Origin of the sequence: uncultured Planktosalinus sp., from assembly GCF_963973675.1 — a bacterium.
Taxonomy (GTDB): domain Bacteria; phylum Bacteroidota; class Bacteroidia; order Flavobacteriales; family Flavobacteriaceae; genus Planktosalinus.
The window spans coordinates 1-5,096 of record NZ_CAXBAN010000187.1 but is presented as its reverse complement, the minus strand read 5'-3'; the positions used below and the strand labels follow the sequence as shown (position 1 = coordinate 5,096).

The following is a 5,096-nucleotide window of genomic DNA, read 5'->3' as shown; positions in this document are numbered from 1 at the left end:
ATTTAACTACAACCGGTGCATCTGCAAGTGAGATTATGAACAACATCCCTTCAGTAAACATTGACCAAGATGGAAATATAGCACTTAGAGGTAACCCAAATGTTAGAATTCTTGTTGATGGAAAACCAACAAACATTGATGCTGCTCAATTGCTTAAGCAAATTCCATCCACTTCCATAAAACAAATAGAACTCATCACCAACCCCTCAGCTAAATATAACCCAGAAGGTATGAGTGGAATCATTAATATTATTTTACATAAAAATATGAACGATGGCTTTAATGGTGATATTACTCTTGGTTTGACCAAGTATAGAAATGCTCAGTTCAATACTTCAGTAAACTTAAATTATAGAACCGGTAAATTTAATTTTTATACTAATTATGGTGCGCGTGTAGGTAAACAAGCCAATGTAGGTAAAATAAATCGTTTTGACAATCCGTCAACCACAGCCTTTAATGAGCGCTCTACTGAAAATATAGACATGCTTAATAGCTACAAATCACATTTAATGAAATTTGGATTTGATTATTTTATCAATGATTTTAATACCCTATCTGTATATACCAATCAAAACATTTATGATGATAAATTTCAAGCACTTCTTCAAATAGATTATCCGGGTCAGGACAGGGAAAGCTTAAGACAAAATATGTTTGTTAAAAACGAAAACGACAATGCCTCATACAACCTTGCTTACAAGCATAAATTTAAAACTGAAGGGCACGAAATTCAACTGGAAGCAGATTACAATACGTTTGAAAATGATGAAATTGCAAATGCAATCTATCCTGACTTTTCTAATTTAAGTTATACTGACCTAGTTTTTAATGAACGTGAAAATATTACTGTAAACTTAGATTATACAAACCCTATTTCCGACAACGCTAAACTAGAGCTTGGCCTTGAGGCACGGATTCAAAACACAAAAAACGATTTTAACACCAATAGTTTAAGTTTTACAGACGCACGTTTTTTCTATGACCGTGAAATATTTTCAGGATACGCCACTTTTGGTCAAAATTTCGAAAAATGGTCATATCAAATTGGAGCACGTATAGAAAATTACATAGTTAATGCCGGTTTTACTGAATTCAATGAAGATGAAGTTCCTTTTGAAGATGAAATACTCAGCGTATACCCTTCAGGGTTTGTTTCCTACAACATCAATGAAAAAAATACCTTACAAATGAGCCTTAGTCGCAGAGTTGACCGCCCGGGAATCAATCAAATCAATCCAATTAGGGAGTTTAGTACTCCTCAAATTTCACAAATTGGCAACCAAGAATTGGTTCCACAGTTTACTAATTCTGTTGAACTCAATTACACCAAACAATTTGAAAAAGGAAGCATAACAGGAGGCGTATTCTATAGAATGATACAGGACGAAATCAATCAAAATTTTTCTGTAGACCCTGATGATCCAACGAGAATTATTCTTTCATACACAAACTTTGAAGACAACAATGCTTATGGTATTGAAGTTTCAGCCAGTTATAAACCCACAAAATGGTGGAGTTTTAATGCTAGTTTTGACTTGTTCCAACAAACTATGAAGGGTGTCGTTGCCAATGAACAAACAGAAGTAGACAATACGGCATATACTTTTAGAATCAACAATAGTTTTAAAGCTGCAAAAGATTTAACCTTTCAAGCGTTTGGAATGTATCGGGGGCCTTATAATGGGTTACAATTTAACAGCAAAGAATTCTATTTTGTGAATACCGGTGTTCGATACAATGTAATGCAGGGTCAAGCTACAATAAGTTTTAACTATAACGACGTATTAAACTCCAGAAAATTTCAATTTGAGACTGAAAAGCCCATGCCGGCCTCAGGACAATTCAACCCTGAAAGTCAAGGTTGGAATGTTGGTCTTTCTTACCGATTTGGAGGTGCTAAAAACAGATCAATGGCTCGTAAGCAAAGAGATAATAATGAAGCACAGGGAGGCGGTTTGTTTTAAGTTAAACATAAGAGCTATTCCATTTAATTTTATATTTTAGCTACCTGAAAAAGTTTATGGGTTGGACATCATTCCAATCCATTTACTTTTTGACATCAATAAAACCTTAGCTAAAATCAATCACGTATGTCCACAGAGCAACCTGAAACACCACAACAGCAAAACACGCCAAAAAAAAAGAACCTCTTTACACGCTTTCTTGATTTTGTAGAATGGATGGGAAATTTACTTCCTCATCCTGTCACTCTTTTTGCTATTTTCGCTTTGAGCGTAATACTAATTAGTGGTTTGGCAGAGTGGTTAGGCTGGAACGCTATAGACCCCCGACCTGAGGGAGCCCCGGGCCGTGCTCCAGATGGTATCATTGAGCCGGTTAGTTTACTCAATGGAGAAGGTTTGAGAAGAATTGTTTCTAATCTAGTCTCAAATTTTACGAGCTTTGCTCCACTGGGGGTTGTGTTAGTTGCTTTATTAGGTGTAGGTGTTGCCGAGCGTTCAGGACTCATTAGTGCTTGCATCAGAGGATTGGTATTAAAAGCTGCTTCGTTTAAACCAGTTTCTCAAAAAAAGGGGATTGCAGCTCTTTTTTTTAAGCCTATAAATTTCTTACTAAACCCAAAAAATTTAGTCACAATTGCCATTTGTTTTGCTGCTGTGATTTCAAATACAGCCTCAGAGATGGGATATGTGGTTTTGGTACCTCTGTCTGCTGTAATTTTTTACTCTATGGGAAGACACCCTCTTGCTGGATTGGCCTGTGCTTTTGCTTGCGTTTCAGGCGGTTATAGCGCCAACCTATTGATTGGTACAATTGATCCACTTTTGGCCGGTTTAACGCAAGAAGCCGCAAACATCATCGACCCAGAATATACTGTCCATGCGGCGGTAAATTATTATTTTATGTTTATTAGTACGTTTCTAATCACAATTGTAGGTACTTTTGTAACACTACGTATTGTTGAGCCAAAGCTTGGAGTCTACAACCCTAAAGAAGCCTCTGAAGACCTTTCTGACCAATCGATTATGAGCCCTTTAACTCCACTTGAAATAAAGGCTTTAAAAATTACAGGCTTCACCGTATTAATTATCATAGCTCTCTTAGCATTGACAATTGTTCCGGAAAATGGTGTGCTCCGAAACCCTGAAACCGGAGAAATTTTAAACTCACCCTTCTTAAGAGGTATAGTTTCTTTTATCTTTTTATTCTTCTTAATCCCGGGATTTGTTTATGGGCGTATTACCGGAAGTATGAAAGATGACAAAGGTATTATTGATGGAATGGCAAACGCTATGTCAACTCTAGGTTTGTATATTGTTATTGTATTTTTTGCCGCTCAATTTGTGGCTTATTTTGGCTGGAGTAATCTGGGGCAGATTTTTGCAGTAAAGGGTGCCGAATTTTTAACAGAGATTGGGCTTACAGGACCGGCTGTTTTTATAGGTTTTATAGCCGTGTCTGCAATGGTAAATTTAATGTTGGGGTCAGCATCAGCCCAATGGGCAGTTACCGCCCCAATTTTTGTTCCTATGTTGATGCTTATTGGTTACAGCCCTGAAGTTATTCAAGCAGCTTATCGTATTGGTGACTCAGTAACTAACATCATCACACCTATGATGAGTTATTTTGGACTTATACTAGCCTTTGCTGCAAAATATAAAAAAGACATTGGAATTGGAACCATTATTAGTATGATGTTACCCTATAGTATATTATTTTACATAGGATGGATGATTTTGTTCTATTTATGGGTGTTTGTCCTGGAAATGCCGGTTGGACCAGAAGCACCAACATATTATTTAATGGATTAATGGACTTAAAGATTTATTTGAAGAATTGTTTACAAAATCAATAAATTAAAGGATATTTGCGCCCTCTTAAAATTCATTCAGTGAAAAAATTTTTGTCAGCAATACTTACTATTGTAATATTAATTTCTTGTTCAAATGAACCTAAAAACACCCATATTACCGGAAGTGTAAATGGTTTAAAAAAAGGAACTCTTTATCTTGAAAAACTTCAGGATTCCTCTTTTATTACCTTGGATTCTGTTGTATTAAAAGGAACTTCAGAGTTTAATTTCTCCATACAACTTGAAAGCCCAGAAGTGGTTTATATGCTTTTGAGAAAAACAGAGGGGACCCAAATAGAGGATGGTATCGAAATATTTGCTGAACCGGGTACTATTGAAGTTTATACCTCTTTAGAAAATTTCGAAAATGAAGCAAAAGTTACAGGGTCATTAAATCACAAAAAACTTGTTGAATATAATAAGTTAATGCAACGTTATTCTGACCGGAGCTTAGAACTTTTTGCCGACAATATACAAGCTGAAAATAATGCTGACGAACTCAGAAAAGTTGAAATTAACAAAGAATATGAATCGCTTATAAAAAGCAAATATATGGCCACCATCAATTTTGCTTTAAATCATAAAGACCTTGAAGTTGCTCCTTATTTAACCTTGACAGAAATATTTGATGCAAACATAAAATATTTAGACACCATTTATCATTCACTCAATGAAAAGGTGAAAGTGTCAACATATGGTAAACAACTGGAAACATTTATTAAGGAAAGAAAACAACTCAAAGAAATTGAATAAAAAAATCCCTTGAAATTTCAAGGGATTTTTTTTAAAGCTTATTTACTTTATCTATCAATTTAGAGGCTTTTTCTTCCAGCTCTTTACTAATTGATTGAAAATGCTTTTTAGTATTTTCTACTTCTTTTTGGTTGATTTTAGCAGCCAACTCATCAAACACCTCTATGGTTTCATCAATAATTGCCTGAGATTTTTTATTGTCTTTTTCAGAGTTTGTCAACTCCCAAACATAAACTGCTTCAATGATATCTCCCAAAACGTAGTTTATATCTTTCTTTAAATTTTTTACGCTAGCCATAATTAAATATTAAATTGGGTGCAAAATTACCATTTTAATTAAATATCTCGTAAAAAATTTAAAGAATTAATTTAAGTTTCATTTTTTATGGCCTATTCCTTCAAAGAGAAAGAATATATAGTATATTTATTGAATAATTAATCACTTTACATGTGGACTAAACACTTAAAGTTTTAAAATTTATAAATATCAAAAACCATAGTATTATAACATTTTATTACTACTAAT

At 34.3% G+C, this 5,096-nt stretch carries 4 protein-coding genes; 3 read left to right on the top strand and 1 reads right to left on the bottom strand.

Annotated elements, in window-relative coordinates; translation table 11 throughout:
* From AACY61_RS08400 to AACY61_RS08390, 3 genes are all read left to right on the top strand, one after another.
* Positions 1–1,967: TonB-dependent receptor (locus AACY61_RS08400; RefSeq protein ID WP_339611129.1), on the top strand; the 1,967-nt coding region annotated here is incomplete at its 5' end.
* Positions 1,968–2,093: 126 nt separating this feature from the next.
* The gene (locus AACY61_RS08395) at positions 2,094–3,776 is read left to right on the top strand and encodes an AbgT family transporter (protein ID WP_339611128.1); all 1,683 of its coding nucleotides are present in this window, start codon (positions 2,094–2,096) and stop codon (positions 3,774–3,776) included.
* An 80-nt stretch (positions 3,777–3,856) separates the two neighbouring features.
* Positions 3,857–4,570, top strand: coding sequence for a DUF4369 domain-containing protein (locus tag AACY61_RS08390; protein WP_339611127.1), 714 nt, complete (start codon positions 3,857–3,859; stop codon positions 4,568–4,570).
* 31 nt (positions 4,571–4,601) lie between these two features.
* On the opposite strand, the gene AACY61_RS08385 is transcribed toward AACY61_RS08390, so the two are convergent.
* The gene (locus tag AACY61_RS08385) at positions 4,602–4,868 is read right to left on the bottom strand and encodes a hypothetical protein (protein WP_339611126.1); all 267 of its coding nucleotides are present in this window, start codon (positions 4,866–4,868) and stop codon (positions 4,602–4,604) included.
* Between the last annotated feature and the right edge of the window lie 228 nt (positions 4,869–5,096).

Excerpts from the sequence above, each read along its gene's own strand:
- AACY61_RS08395 (WP_339611128.1), top strand. The coding sequence starts at position 2,094 with ATGTCCACAGAGCAACCTGAAACACCACAACAGCAAAACACGCCAAAA.
- AACY61_RS08385 (WP_339611126.1), bottom strand. The coding sequence starts at position 4,868 with ATGGCTAGCGTAAAAAATTTAAAGAAAGATATAAACTACGTTTTGGGA.